This is a genomic window from Streptomyces sp. GL_148 (assembly GCF_057834205.1).
On record NZ_CM174396.1, the window covers coordinates 8,361,421 to 8,379,281 of the forward strand.

General features: G+C 72.1%; 13 protein-coding genes. 6 read left to right on the forward strand and 7 right to left on the reverse strand.

The features are described 5' to 3' along the window. Positions 1-174 precede the first annotated feature (174 nt). From AC3IYI_RS37655 to AC3IYI_RS37665, 3 genes are all read right to left on the reverse strand, one after another. Positions 175-903, reverse strand: coding sequence for an SOS response-associated peptidase (locus AC3IYI_RS37655; protein WP_489407916.1), 729 nt, complete (start codon positions 901-903; stop codon positions 175-177). 110 nt (positions 904-1,013) lie between these two features. Then, a complete protein-coding gene (locus tag AC3IYI_RS37660; RefSeq protein ID WP_489407917.1) occupies positions 1,014-4,046 on the reverse strand; it encodes an SGNH hydrolase domain-containing protein in 3,033 nt (1,010 codons plus the stop codon). Positions 4,047-4,072: 26 nt separating this feature from the next. Next, positions 4,073-5,812 (reverse strand): glycosyltransferase family 2 protein, encoded by a 1,740-nt coding sequence (locus tag AC3IYI_RS37665; RefSeq protein ID WP_489407918.1) that lies wholly within the window; start codon positions 5,810-5,812, stop codon positions 4,073-4,075. A 290-nt stretch (positions 5,813-6,102) separates the two neighbouring features. On the opposite strand from AC3IYI_RS37665, the gene AC3IYI_RS37670 reads away from it, so the two are divergent. After that, the gene (locus tag AC3IYI_RS37670) at positions 6,103-6,651 is read left to right on the forward strand and encodes a hypothetical protein (protein ID WP_489407919.1); all 549 of its coding nucleotides are present in this window, start codon (positions 6,103-6,105) and stop codon (positions 6,649-6,651) included. 69 nt (positions 6,652-6,720) lie between these two features. Here AC3IYI_RS37670 and AC3IYI_RS37675 read toward each other — a convergent pair whose 3' ends face one another. Next, a complete protein-coding gene (locus AC3IYI_RS37675) occupies positions 6,721-9,630 on the reverse strand; it encodes a collagenase (RefSeq protein WP_489407920.1) in 2,910 nt (969 codons plus the stop codon). 361 nt (positions 9,631-9,991) lie between these two features. Between AC3IYI_RS37675 and AC3IYI_RS37680 the strand changes: the two genes are divergently transcribed. Both AC3IYI_RS37680 and AC3IYI_RS37685 read left to right on the forward strand, forming a co-directional pair. Continuing rightward, entirely contained in the window at positions 9,992-11,203 is a 1,212-nt protein-coding gene (locus AC3IYI_RS37680) for a serine hydrolase domain-containing protein (protein ID WP_489407921.1), read from the forward strand. Between the two features lie 22 nt (positions 11,204-11,225). Further along, positions 11,226-12,095: an alpha/beta hydrolase family protein gene (locus AC3IYI_RS37685; protein ID WP_489407922.1), complete on the forward strand. Its 870-nt coding sequence runs from the start codon at positions 11,226-11,228 to the stop codon at positions 12,093-12,095. 24 nt (positions 12,096-12,119) lie between these two features. On the opposite strand, the gene AC3IYI_RS37690 is transcribed toward AC3IYI_RS37685, so the two are convergent. Beyond that, the gene (locus AC3IYI_RS37690; RefSeq protein WP_489407923.1) at positions 12,120-12,773 is read right to left on the reverse strand and encodes a TOPRIM nucleotidyl transferase/hydrolase domain-containing protein; all 654 of its coding nucleotides are present in this window, start codon (positions 12,771-12,773) and stop codon (positions 12,120-12,122) included. A gap of 271 nt (positions 12,774-13,044) precedes the next feature. On the opposite strand from AC3IYI_RS37690, the gene AC3IYI_RS37695 reads away from it, so the two are divergent. From AC3IYI_RS37695 to AC3IYI_RS37705, 3 genes are read left to right on the forward strand one after another with little or no spacing between them, the layout of a single operon-like run. Continuing rightward, entirely contained in the window at positions 13,045-14,736 is a 1,692-nt protein-coding gene (locus AC3IYI_RS37695) for an NAD(P)/FAD-dependent oxidoreductase (RefSeq protein ID WP_489407924.1), read from the forward strand. Then, positions 14,733-16,250 carry an ATP-binding protein gene (locus AC3IYI_RS37700; protein ID WP_489407925.1) on the forward strand — a complete coding sequence of 506 codons (1,518 nt, stop codon included), beginning with the start codon at positions 14,733-14,735 and terminating at the stop codon, positions 16,248-16,250. Before AC3IYI_RS37695 ends, AC3IYI_RS37700 begins: the two co-directional genes overlap by 4 nt. After that, complete coding sequence (locus tag AC3IYI_RS37705) at positions 16,247-16,600, forward strand: UBP-type zinc finger domain-containing protein (RefSeq protein WP_489407926.1); 354 nt, start codon at positions 16,247-16,249, stop codon at positions 16,598-16,600. Before AC3IYI_RS37700 ends, AC3IYI_RS37705 begins: the two co-directional genes overlap by 4 nt. Here AC3IYI_RS37705 and cynS read toward each other — a convergent pair whose 3' ends face one another. Together cynS and AC3IYI_RS37715 are read right to left on the reverse strand one after the other, a co-directional pair. Beyond that, positions 16,601-17,071, reverse strand: a complete 471-nt coding sequence (gene cynS / locus AC3IYI_RS37710) for a cyanase (RefSeq protein WP_489407927.1) — start codon at positions 17,069-17,071, stop codon at positions 16,601-16,603. Between the two features lie 100 nt (positions 17,072-17,171). Further along, on the reverse strand, positions 17,172-17,771 hold the full coding sequence (locus AC3IYI_RS37715; RefSeq protein ID WP_489407928.1) for a carbonic anhydrase: 600 nt from the start codon (positions 17,769-17,771) through the stop codon (positions 17,172-17,174). Between the last annotated feature and the right edge of the window lie 90 nt (positions 17,772-17,861).

Here is a 17,861-nt window from a genome sequence, read left to right on the forward strand (position 1 = left end):
GGCCCGGTGATACCGGCGGAAGCATCGCAGCGGCCGGGGCGCGGCGGGCACCAAATGCCGGATCGTCCCGCCAAACCGTTGGAAACCCCGAAATCGGCTACCGGACTCGTACGAATTTCCGAGAGGATGCGGGGTTGTGGTGTCGCCGCCGCTGCCGTCAGCCGGTGGGGTCGATCAGCCGGCGGGGTCGATGAGCTGCGGCCCGTTGTTGCGGACGCTGTTGACGGCGGTCGAGACCGCGGTCACCGCGAGCCGGCCGCCGGCGGGGGTGTGGAGCAGGGCGCGGAGATCCGTCGTGTCCTCGTGGGAGGGGTCGAGCCAGGCCTCGTAGTCGCCGGGGTCGAGGGCGAGCGGCATCCGGGGATGGATGCGGCCGGCCGCGTCGGTGGCCTCGGTGGTGATGATCGTGGCCGTGGTGAGCCAGGCGTCCGGGTCGTCCCGGTCGGCCACGGCCGGGTCGCGCCAGAACTCGTACAGCCCGGCCATGGCCATGACGGACCCGGTCTCGGGCCGGATGAAGTAGGGCTGCTTGTAGGCCTTGGCCGTCCCGGTGGCGGGTACGGCGACCCACTCGTAGAAGCCGTCCGCGGGCAGCAGGCACCTGCGCTTGGCCAGGGCCCGCCGGTAGGCCGGCTTCTCGTGGACGGTCTCCACCCGCGCGTTGATCATCCGGGAGCCCACGGCCGGGTCCTTGGCCCAGGACGGCACCAGCCCCCACCGCACCGGACGCAGTTGCCGCCCGAGCTCGCCGGTGTCCCGGTCGGCGCGCTCCAGGACCGCCCACACCTCGTCGGTGGGAGCGACGTTCCACGAGGGCCCCGGCGCCGGGCCCGGATCGAGCCGGGCCTCGAAGAGGCCGGCGAGGTCTTCCGGTGCCCGGGAGGAGGCGTATCGACCACACATGCCTCCACTGTCCCACCCTTCCCGGGCGGGTGGGGCAGAGCTCGCCCGGGAAGGGGCCGAAGTCGCCGATGGATCAGGGACCTTCCGCGGCTTCGGCGTGGACTGACGCCTCACCCCCGCGTGGAGACGGCCACCCGCTCGACCCGCATCGGGTGGCCCGGTTCGGTGGCCGGGCCCGGGGTTGCGCCGTCGGCCTGGGGGAGGGCGCCGCCGATGGCCACGTTGAGGATCAGGAACAGGCCGTGGTCCACCGCCCGCTTCCAGGTGTCCGGGTCCATCCGGGAGGCGGCCACCCGGTGGTGCACCCGGCCGTCCCGGTACCAGCGCACCTCCTCGGCGCCGGGGGAGAGGTCGACCTCGACGGCGTACGTGTGGAACCCCGTACGGCAGTCCCCGCACGGCTGGGGGCCCGAGCTCAGGCCCGTCGGCTCCTGGCACGGGCCGCCTTGAAGGGTCCCGCAGTGCATGGTGGCGAAGACGCTGTCCCGGCCGTTGACCGACTCCATGATGTCGAGCTCCCCGAAGCCCGGCCAGCCCGTGTACCCGTCGCGCAGCGGCGCCCCGAGGGTCCAGAACGCCGGCCAGTAGCCCGCCGCCCCGGCGCCGGTCACCTCGGGCAGGGCGATCGCGGCCTCGATCCGCAGGATGCCGCCGGGCGGCGGGGCGAAGTCGGAGCGCCGGGTTTCGATGCGGCCCGAGCGCCACGCGCCGTCCGTGCGGGTGGGGACGATCTCCAGTGCCCCCTTGCCGTCGAGGCGGACATTGTCGGTCGAGTCGGTCATCGTCTCGATCTCACCCGTGCCCCACTGGGCCGCGGGGCATCCCGGATAGCAAGTCCCGGTGTCGTGCAGCCAGTTCGCGGAGGACGGCGGGCTGCCCGCGGGACCGTCGAACTCGTCGCGGAACACCTCGGTCCACCCCGCCGGCCGCGCCTGACCGGATACGGACCCGGTCGCGCCCCGGGCAGCAAGCGCCCCGGAATCCGTGAGGAGCCGTTCGAGCCGGGGGGTCAGGACGACGACCGCCACGTTCGTCAGATGGGCGTCGTCCCGGTAGAGCAGGATGCGGTCCAGTACGGCCGGGCACGTCGGTCCCTCGCCCGGGCACAGGACCGGATTCACGCTCACGGCGCGTACGCCGGGCAGGGCGCCGGCGGCGATCCGCCGGGCCAGTGGATCGGGCTGCCGGGCGTCCGTACGGCTGAACGCGCAGGCGGCGGGCTCCTCGGGGCTGCCGGAGACGCACGCGGGGACGTCCGCACCCGGTACGGGGGTGTCCTCGATGTAGACGATCGGCGCACCGATCGCCCGCAGGGGTTCGAGAGTCTTCTCCCAGGCCTCGGCGAGGAGTCCGGAATCGGCGGTGTAGCGGTTGAGCGAGGAGATCACGATGAGCCGGGGCTTCGGCTGCTGCCGCAGCCGCTCCAGGGTGTCGGCGCGCCACGTGTCGCACTCCCGGTAGGCACGGCCGAGCTGGGGACTGTCCACCGCGAGCTGCGGCAGCGGGCAGCCCTGCTTCACCAACTCCTGCAGCGCCCAGCCCCGTTGCGAGGCCATGGCCAGCATCGCCGAGAACCACTGGCCCGCGTGTGAATCACCGAGCAGCACGATCCGGTCCGCACTGTCCACCGCGCCGAACAGGCAGTCCGGGCTGCGCGTCACGGCCGGGGCCACCTCGCACTCCCCGTCCGGAGGGAAGTCCCCCCGCGCCTGCGCGGGGCCCGGCACGATCGGGCCGGCCTCCAGGGGCGCGGAGCCCGTACGGGCGAGCAGGTGCGGGCCGGAGGCGGCGCCCGGGGGCAGCCCGCCCAGGTGGACGGGCGTTGCCGGACCCAGCAGGTTCAGCGTCGTGGTGCCCACGACGAGCGCGAGGACCACCGGCAGGACGACGGCGGTGATGCCCACCGACAGTCCACGGCGCGGGAGTTCGGAGACGGTGCGGCTGCGGCGCAGCGGCTGCTCGACCCAGCGCATGGTCGCGTAGGCGGGGAGGACGGCGGCCAGCGTGAGCGCGGCCTTCACCGGCCAGTCCTGGGCGCCGAAGCGGGCCTCGGCGAGGACCAGCACCGGCCAGTGCCACAGGTACAGGGTGTAGGAGAGCCGCCCCACCGCCCGGGGACCACGCCCCGCGAGCAGCCGGCCGATCCCGTAGATCCCCGGTGTGCTGCGCTCGCCCCGGCCGGGTATCGCGGCGAGGATCACGGCGGCCGCGCCCAGGGTCGGCACCAGGGCCGCGTAGCCGGGGTAGGGCGTGGCCGCGTCGTACGCGACGGCGCTCCAGACGATCGCCGCGCCCCCGGCCCAGCCGCACAGCAGCCGCAGCGGGCGCGGGCCGCGCATGAGGTGCCAGGGCAGCAGGGCCACCAGGGCGCCGACGCCGAACTGCCAGACCCGCGAGGGCGTGGCGAGGTACGCGAGGGAGGGGGAGTGGTCCGTCCAGCGCAGCGACAGCGCGAACGCCGCCAGCACGACCGGTACGGCCGCCAGGGCCACGGCGCAGCGCACGGCGCGGCCGCGGCGCACGGCCCGGGCCGCGCCGAGCACGATCAGGGCGAGCAGCGGTGCCCAGACGAGGTAGAACTGCTCCTCGACGGCGAGGGACCAGAAGTGCAGCAGCGGGCTCTGCTCGTGCCCGGCGGCGAGGTAGTCGGTCCGCTGTGCGACGAACCGCCAGTTGGCGGCGGAGAGCGCCGCGACGACCACGTCGTACTCCAGGTCGGCGCGGCGCAGCGGTACGGTCAGCCAGGTCCCGGCCAGGGCCACCGCGCCGAGGACGACGGCGGCGGAGGGCAGGAGCCGGCGGGCCCGCCGGGAGAAGAAGTCCAGGAGCCGGATCCGGCCGGTGGTGACCGCCTCGCGCACGAGCAGGCCGGTGATGAGGTAGCCGGAGACGACGAAGAAGACGTCCACGCCGACGAAACCGCCCGCGAGCCCCGGAACCCCGGCGTGGAAGGCGAGGACCGCGAGGACGGCGACGGCGCGCAGCCCCTCGATGTCGGGCCGGAACGCCGAGCGGTGCGGACTGGGCCCGGACTCGCCGCCGGAGGGGGCCGGGGAACCAGGGGGGCCGGGTGGCGGGGCGGCGTCGCGCGGAGGCTCGCGCCGCGCATCGGGCGTCAGCGAGGACGGCGAGGGACGTGGCACGGGGGAGTGCATGGTGGTGGAGCCTTTCAACTCAGCCAGGGAAGCATGGGGTTGACCAACCCGGATGCCACCAGGCCGGTGAGCAGGAGCACCGCCGAAGCGGCGAGCGTCTCGGGCCATCGGCGCGGGAGCACGCCGGTGCGGGAGCGGTCGGCGAAGGCCCGTACGAGGCTGCGCGGGCGGCCGCCGGCCGGAGCCGGTCCGCCGCCCTCGGCGGAGGTCGCCTCGCGCCTGGAGGATGTCGTCGGCCGCAGTTCGGCGATCAGGTCGCGGACCAGCGGGCCGTTGATCTGGCACTGCACCAGGAAGTAGAGGAGCAGACCCCAGTTGGGCTCCCAGCCGTTGCGGGCCACGGCCAGCGCCAGGCCCGCCGCGGCCGCGCCGTTGGAGAGGACCAGCCAGAGCAGCGAGACGCCCACCACCCGGCGGGCCATCCCGCCGGAACGGGCGGGGCCGCGGGCGCCGGTGGGCACCCAGTCGGCGCTGCGGCCGCGCAGCGTGTGCAGGAAGGCGGTGGCGGCGGCGACGCTCGTCAGGACGTTCGCCCGGATCACCTCGACCCGCCAGCGGGTCCTGCTGATCCGCGGCAGCAGCACGTGCCAGAGCCACAGCGGGGCGAGCAGCGGCAGGACGTGCCAGGGCCGGATGTCGTCCGGGTACCAGAACATCATCACCAGGGGCGGCAGCGGCGCCGCGAAGGTGTTCACGGCGGCGGCGAGGTAGCCGACGACGCCCTCGTAGAAGCACAGCCGCATCCGCCAGGGCGCGCCCATCCCCCGCAGGACGGGCGAGGTGAGCAGGTGGAGGTTGCCCATCGCCCACCGGTACTGCTGGTTGACGAAGGAGGTGACCTCGTCGGGGGAGGTGCCCTTGGCGACGAGCACCGGCACGTACAGGGTGCGGAACCCCTGCGCGTGCAGGGCGAGGCCGGTGTACAGGTCCTCGCTGTGGTCCAGGCGGGCGAAGCCGCCGGCCAGGTCGATGGCGGCGCGCCGGTAGACGGCGTTGCTGCCGCAGCAGATGGCGGCGTCGCTCGCGTCCCGGGACGGCTGGATCCAGCGGAAGAACCACTCCTGGGCGGAGCCCGCGGCCCGCTGGATCCAGCCCATGGTTCCCTCGGTGTCGAAGCACTGGGGGCTCTGGACGATCCCGACGGACGGGTCGGCCAGATAGGGCACGAGATGGCGCAGGAAGTCCGGCCGGGGTGCGAAGTCGGCGTCGAGGATCGCGATGAACTCGGCGCTGCTCAGGGTCAGTGCGTGGTTGAGGTTCCCGGCCTTCTTCAGGTGCCCCCGATCGGGCCGTACGACGTACTCGTATCCGTACGAGGCCGCCAGCGCGGCGACTTCGGGCCGGTCGGCGTCGTCCAGGACCCATGTGGTCAGCGCGCCCGGCCAGTCGACGGCCGAGACCGCGCGGTAGGCGTTGTCCAGGACGGGGAGCGGCTCGCCGCAGGTCGGCAAGTAGAGGTCCACGCCCGGCAGTCGGGCGGGCTGCCAGGCGCGTACGAGCACCTCGTGGGAGGGGCGGGTCAGCCTGCGCTGGCGCAGGCTGTTCACCGAGGAGAGGGCGAGGGCGACGAGGTTGAGCCCCAGGACGGCGAGGAAGGCCCAGAGGGCCGGAGTGCGCAGCGCGAAGGTGAACATGGTCGCAGCGGTGAAGACGAAGGCGAGGCTCGTGCTGATGAGGACCCAGCGTCGTTGCGGGCCGAAATACCAGTAGAGCTCGTCGTCGGAAGGAGGTTGCGGAAGATGAGACAAGGTCATAAAGCCCCCACGGCTGTTTATGTGCCCTTTTCAGGTGGCCACCATAGCGCCAGAGGTATAGACCATTTGTTGCAGCGCGGCCAACACGTCCAATCGGCCACGGGATTGGCGCATCTCATGTGGTCCAGACCTGTGCTCCGATCATTCGACCGGCCGCGCCGCCTCCCGCCGGGAAGGTGCAGGTCACGGGGGAGTGAACAGACATCGAAGACTTGCCTGGCCGGGGCGGACCCTGCACAACCTTCGGCTCGGCCACACCGGCGCGGCCCCCAACCGGCTACGCTGCGGCCGTGCTTGAGAATCCGGGGAACGTTAGCGCCGGCGGTCCGCCCGAGTGGCAGGCACCGCCGCAGATGATCGGTGGACACGTCGAGGGGCCGGTGGTGATCGGGCGCTCGGACGGGGTCGTGGTGGTCGCCCGGCAGGTGCTGGCCCACCCGGGCGGGTTGGAGATCGACGTGGAAGCCCATGCCCGCGGATCCTCGCCGGACCCCGGCGGACCGCCGCCCGAGCCCGTCGACTTCACCGGGCGCGCGCAACCCCGCTTCCGCCTCCGGCTCGCCGACGGCACGGAAGTCGTGCAGGACGACGAGGCCGGTCTGCGGGACGGGCGGGGGTCCGCGATGATCGTCAGCGGCTACGAGGCCGCCTGGGGCGGCCCGGGGGACGGCGAGGACGTACGCCTGACGTTGTGGATCTCGCCGCTGCCCCCGCCGGGCCCGCTCGCGCTGTCGTGCGCGTGGCCGGAACGCGGGCTGCGGGACGCCGCCCTGCTCCTGGACGGGGCCGCGGTCCGCGCCGCGGCCCTCCGGGCCCGGCCGTTCTGGACCGAAGGGTAGTACGGAACCGGCCCCCACCCCTGCGAAGAAGGGTGGGGGCCGGGGCCGGTGTGCCGTACGGGCTCTGGCTCAGAAGCGGCTGGAGACGGTGACTCCGGCGAAGTCCTGGGCGGCGTGCAGGCTGACGTAGAGGTAGCCGGCAGCGGGGTTGTTGACGGTGAGGGTTTCGGTGTTGCCGGTCTGGGCCGAGCGGGCGGTGTAGTTGCTCGTGGTGGCCCAGGTGCTGGGGCTGTAGTAGAGGTCGGCGTTGCCGGTGCCGCCCGAGACGGTGATCTTGAGGGACGCGGTGCCGGCGGGGACGTTCACGTAGAAGTAGCGGTAGTTCCCGGCGGTCGCGGAGACGTTGGAGCGGCTGCAGTCGGCGCCCAGCACGCGGATGTCGGCGTCCGCGCACTCCACCTGAGCCGTCCCGAACTGGGTCGAGACGGTGACGCCCGCGAAGCCCTGGACGGCGTACAGGCTGATGTAGACGCGTCCGGCGGCCGGGTTGTTGATGGTCAGCGACTCGCTGTTGCCGCTCTGCGCCGAGCGGGCGGTGTAGTTGCTCGTGGTGGCCCAGCCGTTGGGGCTGTAGTAGAGGTCGGCGTTGCCGGTGCCGCCCGAGACGGCGATCTTGAGGGATCCGGTGCCGGCCGGGACGTCCAGGTAGAAGTACCCGTAGTTGCCGGTCGTGGCGGAGACGTTGGAGCGGTGGCAGTTGTCACCGAGCACGCGGACGTCGGGGCTGGTGCATTCGCCGGGCCCGGCGCTGCCGACGGTGACCGGCTTGCTGGTGGTGGCGGTGGCGCCCTTGTTGTCGGTGACCGTGAGCTTGACGGTGTAAGTACCGGCCGCGGCGTAGGTCTTGGCCGGATTGGCCGAGGTGGAGGTGGTGCCGTCACCGAAGTTCCAGGCGCGGGAGGCGATGGTGCCGTCCGCGTCCGTGGAGGTGTCGGTGAAGGTGACCGCCAGGGCGTTCACGGCGGAGGTGAATCCGGCCACCGGGGCCTGGTTGACCGGCGGGTTGGTGGGGCCGCCGCAGTCTCCGGCCGCGCACTTGACCAGCCAGGCCGCGAAGTCGGCGTCGTAGCGGGTGCCGATGGAGGAGGTGAGCAGGGTGCGGGCGGCCGCCCAGTTGCCGGCGCGGTAGTGGCCGAGGAGCGCGGCCACGTCCTGCGGGTGCGACTGGATCAGGTAGCGCACCGCCAGGTAGCCCCACTGGTACACGCGGGTGGAGTCGGAGTTGTCGTAGGTGGTGTCGAACAGCGTGCTGAGCTTGTACGTGTTCTTGCCGGCCTCGGTGACGGCGCGGTCGTAGGTGACGCCCCGGTACGAGTACGAGATGTACTCGGCCAGGCCCTCGACCCACATCACGGTCGGCGTGGTCATCCCCGCATTGAAGTCGCCGTACATGTTGAAGCGGCCGTCGAGGTAGTGGGTGTACTCGTGGTTCAGGTTCCAGATCTGGAACTCCGGCCGGACCCACTCCGCCTCGTAGGCGATGAAGCGCGGCTGGTTCCCGGTGACCGCGGGGTCACCCTCCAGGTACATGCCGCCGTTGTTGGTGCTGATCCCGAAGATGGCACCGGCGTAGGTCTGGTAGTCGGCGCTGGAGTCGAAGGCCACCACCTCGAGCACGGTGTTCTTGTCGTTGGCGACCGGGCCGCTGTCCTTGACCACGTTGTGGAAGAAGGAGTCCTGGTTGGCCAGGCTGGTGCAGCTCGCGCCGAGCTCGGCGGCGGTCATCTGCTGCGCGACGATCCGCAGGCTCGGGCTACAGGTGTGGTTGACCGTCAGGACGGCGGCACGCACCCGCGCCGGCAGGTCGCAGGTCCCGTAGAAGGAGCAGTTGGCCGCGTCGTACGAGGAGGTCATCTCGGCGAGCGGCACCCACAGCGAGGAGGTCCGGCCGGTGATCGAGGTACGGTCCAGCAGCTGCTTGACGAGCGGCCGTACGGTCGCCTGGAGCGCCGAGTGCTGGAGGAAACGGCCCAGTTCCCGGCCGGCGTTGGCCGCCAGATAGCTCTTGTCCGTGCCCAGCAGGGCGTCGTGGGTGACGGCGAAGTCGCGCAGCACCGTCAGGATGCTCGGGTCGGCCTGTACGGCGGGCAGGAACTCGGCGCTCTGGTGGCCGCGGAACAGGACCGTGTAGGCGTTGTTGACCGCCGCAACCATCGACGAAGAGCTGTTGTACGAGGAGTTGTAGCCGGTCAGCATCCGCTTGGCGACGCCGAGGTAGCGCGCGTTCTCCTGGGCGCTGTCGATCAGGATGACGCTCTCGCCCAGGGTCGGGCCGTTGGCATCGGTCACGTCGGCCGCGCGCGGGGCGGCGAAGAAGGTGTCCAGGGCGCCCCGGATCGAGCTCTTCAGGGCCGGGCCGTAGGCCCCGACGGTGGACTCGTTGTACCACTGGACGTAGTAGCCGGCGCGCAGGAAGAGCACGAGCTGCCCGGCCTTGGTGCTGTTGTCACCCGGGTAGGTGGCGGAGACGGTGCGCAGGGCGTCGGCCACCGAGACCATCTGCGCCTCACGGAAGGCGGCCTGCGCGTCGCTGCCCTTGAGTAGGAACAGCGAGTTGACGCAGTCCATCTCGGAGGCCTTGATCTGCTGGACCAGCGCGGCCCCGGTCTTCGAGGTGAAGTCCGCGACGTTGCAGGCCGCGGCGAGGGCCTCGGCGGCGGCAGCCGCGCCGGGCGCCAACTTCGCCTTGGAGGACTGCTGTTCGGTGCGCGCGTGCTCCTTGGTGGCCCGGAGCGGGGCGCGCTCGGACAGGTCCGCGTCGGGACGTGCGGCGTGCTCGGCCCGGAGGGCGGCCGCTGCGGCGGCCGGGGTCGAGGGCTGCGGTGCGGCGCCTGACTTCCAGGCCGGAGCAGGTGCGGCGGGCTTCGATTCGCGCGCGAAGGCCTGGCCGGCGGGGGCGAGCATCGTCAGGCCCAGAGAGCAGGCCAGTGCGGCTATGAGGGGCCGGGTACGGCCCTTCGTGGTGGGGGAACTTCGCATGGGGGGTGGGCCTCCGAGCCGGTCTGCGGCCGCGCTGGCAACGCGGCGATTGGTGAGTGCGGACCGTGACGTCGACGGGAGTTGGCGGGGATTTCAACTCTGTCGTGTACACGGCTATGCAGTGTGCGATGTAACATGGCACACATCACATGGCTCTGGAAGCCCCCGCGGGGCAGTTCTCGGCAATTGACTGACCGTCAGGCATGAGGCCGGTGGAACATCTGTCCGATTGGGTCCGGCTCGTGCTGATTTCCCGTCAGGGGGAGCGGCGGATTCCGCCGGCCGGCTCAGGCCGGCTTCGTAAAGACGCACTCGGACGTCCCACATGCGCCGCGCGCGGGGCGCGCCCATACTTGGGAGCGTGAGGCGTACTCGTACGGTCTTGCTGTGCATCGCCGGTCTGATGGGCGCGGCCCTTCCGGCGGGGACGGCCGCGGGCGTGGAGCCGGCCGCCGCGGCTCCGGGGGCCTGCGTGAACTCTCCCGGCCCCGCCCGGGGCGACGCGCTCAAGGTCCTCACCATCGCGCAGCAGGCCCAGCGGGAGTTCGCCCTGAACTCGGTGGTCCTGAGGGTGTCCTCCGATGACCGCGAGGTGCTCACCACGGCTCTCGGGGAATCGATGACGGGAGTCCCGGCCGAGCCGTCCATGCAATTTCGTACGGGGTCCGTGGCCATCGTCTACATGGGCGCCGTGCTGCTCCAACTCGTCGACGAGGGCAAGGCCTCACTCGACGACCCAGTCTCCCGCTGGCTCCCGGACGTGCCGCACGGATCGGAGATCACCCTGCGCATGCTGGGCAGTTCCACGTCCGGCCTGCACGACTACGTCACCGACCCCGCCTTCCTAGCCGAGTTGGAGGCCAAACCGTTCCGCCAGTGGACGTCGGCCGAGGTGATCGGCATCGCGACGGACAAACCGCTCCTCTACGAGCCGGGCACCAACTGGAGCTATTCGCACGCCAACTTCAATCTGCTCGGCGAGGCCCTGGAAAAGATCAGCGGGCTTCCGCTGGACCGGCTGCTGAAGGAGCGCGTGTACGGACCGCTCGGTCTGAGCGGGACCAGCAACCAGTACACCCCGCAGATCCCGGAACCGGTCCTGCACGCCTTCACCTCCGAGCGCGGCACCTACGAGGAGTCCACCTTCTGGAACCCCTCGTGGACCACCACTCCCGGTGCGGTCCTCGTCCAGAACATCTGTGACCTGGACCGGTCCGCGCGCGGTGTCGGGACCGGCGAGCTGCTGTCCGCGAAGGCCTTCAAGACCCAGCTCGACCCGGGCACCATCGGGCTGGGCCACCCGACGGACTCCTGCCCGGACAGCGTGTGCCTCCTGACCAATACGCAGGCCCACCACTTCGGCCTGGGTGTGATCGTCGTCGACGGCTGGATCCTGACGAACCCGTCCTTCTCCGGTTACGCGGCCATCCAGGCCTACTTGCCCGCGGAGAAGCTCGCCATCTCCGTCACCGTGACCCAGGGCCCCAAGAGCCCGGCGGGCAACTCGGCCCAGACCATTGCGGAACGCATCTCCGCCGCCCTCGCCCCCGGACACATGCTCAAGATGCGCTGACCCGCCTCTGTACGATCCCGCCATGATCGCCTTCGCGCCAGAGCCGCTGATACGTGTCCTGTACGACGAGTCCCGCCCGGACCTGCGGGAGCCGGCCCGTCCGCGGCCGGTCCGCCTGTACGTGTGGGAGCCGAGCCGTACGTCGCAGGACGCACACGCCCCGCTCGTGGTCGTCTCGCACGGCACCGGAGGATCGGGCAGCGAAATGGAGTGGCTGGTAAGCCCGTTGCACGCGGCGGGGTTCCGGGTGGTGGCCCTCGACCACCACGGCAACAACTTCGTCGACGGCTACGACCCCGAGGGCTTCCTCCACGCCTGGGAACGGCCCCGGGACATCTCCTTCGCCCTCGACGCGCTCGCCCGGGAACAGCCCCTCGGCCCGGTCGGAGTGGCGGGCTTCTCCATCGGCGGCTACACGGCCGCGGCGCTGGCCGGGGCCCGCATCGATCCGGGGATCCTGTGGGCCGTGTTCACGGGCGAGGCGCCGCTACCGGAGATCCCCGAGTTCCCCGGAGTGCTGGAGGCCCTGCGCGCGAAGCACCCGCAGGACGAGGCCGCGCGGCGCACCCTGCAGGACGGCGGGGGAGACCTGTCCGATCCCCGGGTACGGGCGGTCTTCCAGGTGGCTCCGGGCCTCGGCTCCCTGGTGACCCGCGAGAGCCTGGAAGCCGTCCGGATACCGGTGGCCATCCGCTGGGGCGGAGCGGACACGATCACCCCGTACGAGGCCGACACGCGGCCCTACCTGGAGTACATCCCCACCGCGAGCGGCCGCTCGATCGGCCCGGCCGTCCGCCACGACGACTTCTTCGCCCCGGAGCCCGCCGACCCGACCGCCCGGGTCCGGGCCGGCGAGGAGGCGGCCGCCTTCTTCCTGGCGCAGCTGGGCTGACCCGGCCACCCGCCGCGGGCCGGGTCACAGGCTCGCGAGCAGGCCTTCGAGCGGCGCCGGTACGCGGTCCTCGTCGAGGGCCTCGACGAGGACGCGGCCGTAGCGGATCTTGCGCCCCTTCTTCGTACCGAGGAAGCGCCGCACCTGCTGTTGCGCCGTGCGGCCCTGCTGCGCGGGCTGGCGCAGGAAGGTCCGCAGGGCTCGGTGGTCCCCCTCCTCCCGGACGAGCTCCTCCACCCTGGGCACGCCCAGCGCGCGGATGAGCTCGTCCTCCAGGTCCGCCGCGCAGACGAAGAATCCCTGCGGCCCGGCGCCGGCCCGCTCCCAGCCGCGCGCGTAGAAGTCGCGCTCCGCCTCGTCGCACAGGCCCGTCAGGCGCAGGTCCAGACCCTGTGGTCCGAGGAACCGGGCGAACCGCGCGACGCTCATCGCACCGCCCATCGGCAGGACGCAGACCCCTTCGGCGGCCAGGTTCCGGCCCCGTCGCGCGGCCAGCGCCTCGACCGCTTCGGCGTCGCTCGCCCCTTCGAGCAGCACGACGGTCCGTACGGGCAGCCGCGAGGCCAGCCCGCGCGCCGCGTCTGCCGCCTCCCGGGCGTCCCCCACGTCACCGAGCCCACAGGCGTCACCGGCCGCCCACGCGGTCACCGCATCCCCGAACGCCACCATGTCAGCCATGGGACGAGTCTGATCCACCGGCCGCCGCCGCGGTACGCGATTTCCGCCGGTGGGGGTGGCTGCCCGCCGGGACCGCCGCGCCGGGGCTGCCTCGATCCGGGGCTGCCTCGATCCGGATCGGCCCCGCCCCGGATCGCGCCCGCCCGCCCGGCCGTCCGGCCCCCGTGCCCGTCCGCGCGGACCCGGACGATCGACCCTAGGATGGACGGGAACCGGGTGCGGGCGGCTCGCCGCGACGCCGCCAGTCCAGGCCGCCCGGGGCGGGAGAGCCATGACAGAGGCCGCCGACACGACACGGACCGAGCCGACACGGACCGTGATCCTGACCGTGGACGACGATGCGGGAGTGTCCCGGGCCATCGCCCGGGACCTGCGGCGACGCTACGGCTCCGGGTACCGGATCGTGCGCGCCGAATCCGGCGAATCCGCGCTGGAGGCGCTGCGCGAGCTGAAGCTCCGCGGCGACCTGGTGGCGGTGATCCTGGCCGACTACCGCATGCCGCAGATGAACGGCATCGAGTTCCTCGAAGAAGCCCTCACCGTGTACCCGGGCGCGCGCCGCGTCCTGCTGACCGCCTACGCCGACACCAACGCGGCGATCGACGCGATCAACGTGGTCGACCTCGACCACTACCTCCTCAAGCCGTGGGACCCGCCCGAGGAGAAGCTCTACCCGGTCGTCGACGACCTCCTCACCGCCTGGCGCACCGGCGACCACCGGCCCGTGCCCGCCACCAAGGTGGTCGGACACCGCTGGTCGGCGCCCTCGTCGACCGTGCGGGAGTTCCTGGCCCGCAACCAGGTCCCGTACCGCTGGTACTCCTGCGAGGAGCCGGAGGGACAACGACTACTGCGGGCGGCCGGGGCCGACGGACAGCGGCTGCCCGTGGTGATCACCCCCGGGGGCACCGTACTGATCGAACCCGACGCACCCGGCCTCGCCGCCCACGTGGGGCTCGCCACCACACCGACCGCCGACTTCTACGACCTCGTCGTGATCGGCGGAGGACCGGCCGGGCTCGGTTCCGCGCTGTACGGCGCCTCCGAGGGGCTGCGCACCGTGCTGGTCGAGCGGTCCGCGACCGGCGGACAGGCCGGGCAGAGCTCCCGCATCGAGAACTACCTCGGCTTCCCGGACGGAGTGTCCGGCGCCCAGCTCACCGAACGCGCCCGCCGCCAGGCGGGCCGGTTCGGCGCCGAGATCCTCACCGCACGCGAGGTCACCGGACTGGAGGTGAACGGCGCGGCCCGCGTCGTCCGCTTCTCCGACGGCTCGGCGATCGGCGCGCAGAGCATCATCCTGGCCACCGGCGTCTCCTACCGCCAGCTCGGCGCGCCGGGCTGCGACGGCCTCACCGGCCGCGGGGTGTACTACGGCTCCTCGCTCACCGAGGCCTCCTCCTGCCTGGAACAGGACGTGTACGTCGTCGGCGGCGCCAACTCCGCCGGACAGGCGGCCGTGTACCTCGCCCGCGGCGCGAAATCGGTGACCCTGCTGGTGCGCGGGGAGTCCCTGGCCGCCTCCATGTCGTACTACCTGATCCAGCAGATCGAGGAGATGCCCAACATCACGGTGCGCACCCGCACCACCGTCGAATCGGCGCACGGCGACGGCCACCTGGAGCAGCTCACGCTGCGCGACGTGGACACCGGCCGGACCGAACTCGTCGACACCCAGTGGATGTTCGTCTTCATCGGCGCGGCCCCGCTCACCGACTGGCTGGACGGTACGGTGCTGCGCGACGACCACGGCTTCATCCTGGCCGGGCCGGACCTCACCCCGGACGGGCGGCCGCCGGCAGCGTGGGAGCTGGACCGGCCGCCCTACCACCTGGAAACCAGCGTGCCCGGCGTGTTCGTGGCGGGCGACGCACGCGCCCGGTCGGCGAAACGGGTCGCGTCCGCCGTCGGAGAGGGAGCCATGGCCGTGATGCTCGTCCACCGGTACCTGGAGGAGTCGTGAGCGGGCAGGCGATGCCCTGCTCCCCGCAGGAGATCGGCTCGCTCTTCCTGTTCGAGAAACTCACCCCGGAGCAGCTCGGGCGGCTGTGCGCCGAGGGCCGCGTGGAGCGGTTCGACAGCGGCCCCGTCTACGCCGAGGGCGACCCCGCCACCTGCTTCTACGTGATGATCGAGGGCACCGTCGTCCTGTCCCGCCGGGTCGGCGGCGACGAGGTGGAGGTCGGACGCACCTCCCAGCGCGGGGTGTACGCGGGGGCCATGCAGGCCTACCTGGGCGACCAGGTCCCGCAGACGTACAACAACTCGATGCGGGTGACCGAACCGACACGGTTCTTCGTCCTGCCCGCGCAGTCCTTCGCGGACGTCATGCGGGAATGGTTCCCGATGGCCGCGCACCTGCTGGAGGGGCTCTTCTTCGGCGCCAGGAGCACCCAGCAGGTCATCGGCCAGCGCGAACGGCTCCTCGCGCTGGGCTCCTTGTCCGCAGGCCTCACCCACGAGCTCAACAACCCGGCCGCGGCGGCCGTCCGGGCCACGGCCACCCTGCGGGAACGCGTGGGAAAGATGCGGCACAAACTGGCCCACATCTCCCAGGGGAACTACCCGCGCGAAGCGATCGCGGAACTGATCGAAATCCAGGAACGCACCGTCGAACGCGTCGCCAAGGCACCGGCGTTGAGCCCGCTCGAGGCCTCCGACCGGGAGGACGAACTCGCCGACTGGCTGGAGGACCACGGCGTCGCCGAGGCCTGGCGGATCGCACCGGTCTTCGTCCAGGCCGGCCTGGACACGGACTGGCTGGAGCAGGTCGCGGCGCACGTGGCCGGGGACCTGCTGCCGGCGGCCATCGGCTGGCTGAACTACACGGTGGAGACCGAGCTGTTGATGGACGAGATCGACGACTCCACGACCCGCATCTCCCACCTCGTGGACGCCGCCAAGCAGTACTCGCAGCTCGACCGCGCCCCGCACCGGGTCGTCGACGTCCACGAACTCCTCGACAGCACCCTGCTGATGCTCTCCGGCAAGATCGGCCCCCGGATCCGGGTGGTCAAGGAGTACGACCGCTCCGTCCCGGACGTGCCGGCCTACCCCGCGGAACTCAACCAGGTGTGGACCAACCTCATCGACAACGCCGTCTTCGCCATCGGGAGCACGGACCGCGAGGGCACGCTGACGGTGCGCACGGCGCGCGAGGGCGACCGGCTGCTCGTGGAATTCCGCGACACCGGGCCCGGCATCCCGTCCGAGATCCGCAGCCGCATCTTCGACCCCTTCTTCACCACCAAACCGGTCGGCGAGGGCACCGGTCTCGGCCTGGAGATCTCCTGGCGGATCGTGGTCAACAAGCACCACGGGAGCCTCCAGGTCGAGTCGGCCCCGGGAGACACCCGCTTCCAGGTGCTGCTCCCGCTGACCGCCCCGGAGTCCGACCCCGCCACGGACCCCGACGTCGACCCCGACCCCGACACCGATCGCGTCACCGACCCCGAGCCCTCCGAGGAGCCCGTATGACCGCCATCGACGGAGTCGACCCGAGCGTCCCGCCCTCCGGCAGCGGCTGCGTCGAATGCGATGCGGTGGGCGGCTGGTGGTTCCACCTGCGGCGCTGCGCCCAGTGCGGCCACATCGGCTGCTGCGACTCCTCGCCGGCCCAGCACGCCACGGCCCACTGGAAGTCCACCGGCCATCCCCTGGTGCAGAGCTACGAACCGGGTGAGGCCTGGTTCTGGGACTACGCCGCCGACGAGCTCTACGAGTCGGGCCCCGAGCTGACCCCGCCGTCCGGCCATCCGCTGGATCAGCCGGTGCCGGGCCCGTCCGACCGGCTCCCCGAGGACTGGACCCGCCGGCTCCATCGCTGATCAGAAGGGCTTGGTCGGCAGGTACTTGCCGTCCAGGGTGATGACCGCGCGCTCGCCGCCGTCGGGGTCGGCGACCTTCTTCACGTCGAGCTTAAAGTTGATCGCGGAGACGATGCCGTCGCCGAGCTGCTCGTGGACCAGGGCCTTCAGCGTGGTGCCGTAGACCTGGAGCATTTCGTAGAAGCGGTAGATCGTCGGGTCGGTGGGGACACTGCCGGGGACGGAGCCGCGGGTCGGGATGGTCTGCAGCAGTCGCGCGTCGTCGGCGTCCAGGCCCAGGAGCGCGGCGACGGCCTCGGCCGAGGCCCGGGGCAGCGGGTGCTGGCCGAGGACCGCCGCGGTGACGAAGGCGACCGACAGGCCCGCGGCGTCCGCGATCCGCTGCCAGGTCAGGTCCTCGCGGATCTTGGCGTCCACGGCCTTGACGGCCAGGGCCTGACGGGCGGTGTTGTCGAACTGGGCGTGCACCATGAGAGGGCGTCCTTTCGGTGAGCCGCTCAGGGGGGTGGGGAGAGCGGCGGATGGGGTGGGGGTGGGGAATGCGGGTCGAGGACCCGAGGGGTGGCGGCGGTCAGGCCGCGGGGGAGACCGGGCGGGGGGAGCCGAGCTCCTCGACGCCCCCGGCCCGGATGTCGTAGACCCAGCCGCGCAGGGTCACCGACCCCGCGGCCAGGGCGCGGGCCACCGACGGGTGGGTGGCCAGGTTCGCCAGCTGCGCCCGCACGTTCTCCCGTACCAGGGCATCGACCCTGCGCCCGTCGTCCTCGGCGCCGGTACGGGCGAGCGAGGCGTCCGCGTGGCGCAGCCAGCCGGCGACGGCCGGGGCGGCGCTGAGGTCGTGCCGCTCGGCCAGGGCCGTCATCGCGCCGCAGGCGGAATGCCCGCACACCACGATGTCGCTCACCCCCAGGACCGCGACGGCGTACTCGATGCTGGCCGCCACCCCGTCCGTGCCGGGGGCGTGGGCGGGCACGAGGTTGCCTGCCGTACGGATGACGAACAGCTCGCCCGGCTCGCTCTGGGTGATCAGCTCCGGCACCACGCGGGCATCGGAGCAGCTGATGAACAGGGTGCGAGGCCGGTGGATCGCCGCCAGCCGGGCGAAGAGCTCCGCCTTGGCCGGGTAGACCTCCCGCCGGAACTGCGCAACGCCCTCGATGAGGTCGTGCATGGTCACTCCCTTCGATGACGCCGACCCGTGGGGCCGACGAGATCCACCATGCACGACCTGCACCTATAGCGTCCAAGACGCATTGCCCAT

Excerpts from the sequence above, each read along its gene's own strand:
- AC3IYI_RS37655 (WP_489407916.1), bottom strand. The coding sequence starts at position 903 with ATGTGTGGTCGATACGCCTCCTCCCGGGCACCGGAAGACCTCGCCGGC.
- AC3IYI_RS37665 (WP_489407918.1), bottom strand. The coding sequence starts at position 5,812 with ATGACCTTGTCTCATCTTCCGCAACCTCCTTCCGACGACGAGCTCTAC.
- AC3IYI_RS37675 (WP_489407920.1), bottom strand. The coding sequence starts at position 9,630 with ATGCGAAGTTCCCCCACCACGAAGGGCCGTACCCGGCCCCTCATAGCC.
- AC3IYI_RS37685 (WP_489407922.1), top strand. The coding sequence starts at position 11,226 with ATGATCGCCTTCGCGCCAGAGCCGCTGATACGTGTCCTGTACGACGAG.
- AC3IYI_RS37690 (WP_489407923.1), bottom strand. The coding sequence starts at position 12,773 with ATGGCTGACATGGTGGCGTTCGGGGATGCGGTGACCGCGTGGGCGGCC.
- AC3IYI_RS37695 (WP_489407924.1), top strand. The coding sequence starts at position 13,045 with ATGACAGAGGCCGCCGACACGACACGGACCGAGCCGACACGGACCGTG.
- AC3IYI_RS37705 (WP_489407926.1), top strand. The coding sequence starts at position 16,247 with ATGACCGCCATCGACGGAGTCGACCCGAGCGTCCCGCCCTCCGGCAGC.
- cynS (WP_489407927.1), bottom strand. The coding sequence starts at position 17,071 with ATGGTGCACGCCCAGTTCGACAACACCGCCCGTCAGGCCCTGGCCGTC.
- AC3IYI_RS37715 (WP_489407928.1), bottom strand. The coding sequence starts at position 17,771 with ATGCACGACCTCATCGAGGGCGTTGCGCAGTTCCGGCGGGAGGTCTAC.